The sequence below is a fragment of the Psychrobacter sp. 1Y4 genome, from assembly GCF_051847555.1.
In genome coordinates, this window is the sequence record NZ_JBPYDE010000168.1 from 1 (window position 1) to 1,031 (window position 1,031).

1 protein-coding gene and 1 pseudogene are annotated in these 1,031 nt (G+C 34.7%); both read right to left on the reverse strand.

Annotated elements, in window-relative coordinates:
* Positions 1-531: pseudogene (locus ACS8FC_RS15035) on the reverse strand (YjiH family protein); the annotation flags it as partial.
* 94 nt (positions 532-625) lie between these two features.
* Positions 626-1,031, reverse strand: a 406-nt coding sequence (locus ACS8FC_RS15040) for an arginase family protein (RefSeq protein ID WP_439297364.1), incomplete at its 5' end; no start/stop codon positions are given.

A 1,031-nucleotide genomic window follows, 5' to 3' on the forward strand; every position in this document is an offset into this window, starting at 1 on the left:
TAAGCCAAAATCAAGCAATAACGGCAGTAATAATCCTGCTAAAAAGAACACAATAAACAGTATGGGCATGAGCTCATATAACAATAGACCACCAATACTGTCTGAATATATGCTCTCAAACCCAAATTGAAAATAGGTAACGACGACAAAAAACGCACCAAGTAGTCTAAGCATCAGCCAAGATGTTTTGACGTTCAGTAAGTTATTCAAAAAGTGATTGTTTAAAATCAATGCAGGTTTCATGATTTTGGTATATAAGCTACCAACCACCGTAATCATAATTGAGATGACAACGAGCAATGGCAAAAAGTCGCTCATATAACCCTGTATATAATCCTTTAACACAGCGATAGGAATGGTAAATCCGTCTGCATAGCTGACAAATTTACCATCTACATAAGGAATGGGAAATACGAAGACGATCAACCCTATCATAGAGGGTATAAAGAATTTCAAAAACTGTTTGAGATTGATAGTAGTATTAGCACTGCTAGCATCTTGATTTGCAGTGCTGGCTTTAATAATGTCCATATTATTTTTACCTTTCGTCCCTTTTGAACTAACCTAAAGATTTATGTAATATTTTTAAGTTAAATACCCTGTAACTCATTCTTGATATTTCATACTAGTAATTATTTAAAAGAGAGTGTGTGACCTCTTCTAAAATTTTAAATATTCTCGTTGAGTCATCTTTTGAATTGTTATATAAGGGATTTATTTCTGCCATTTCCCAGCAACATACTTTTTCATTTTTAATGAGCTCTATATTAAGCTGCATGGCTTGCTCATAAGACAGACCATTCATTGCTGGTGTACCGGTACCTGGAACGTATAAAGGATCAACACTATCCACATCAAACGACACATAAATATGATCGCAATACTCTAGTTTTTTGAAGATTTCGGCTACTGTGGCACTGATGCCTTTTTTGGTTATTTCAGCCACGCTGTATAAAGGAATTTTATGTCTTTTGATTAATTCCATCTCCTCTTCTTGGTAATCTCTAACCGCACAAAACACCACGTTTTCT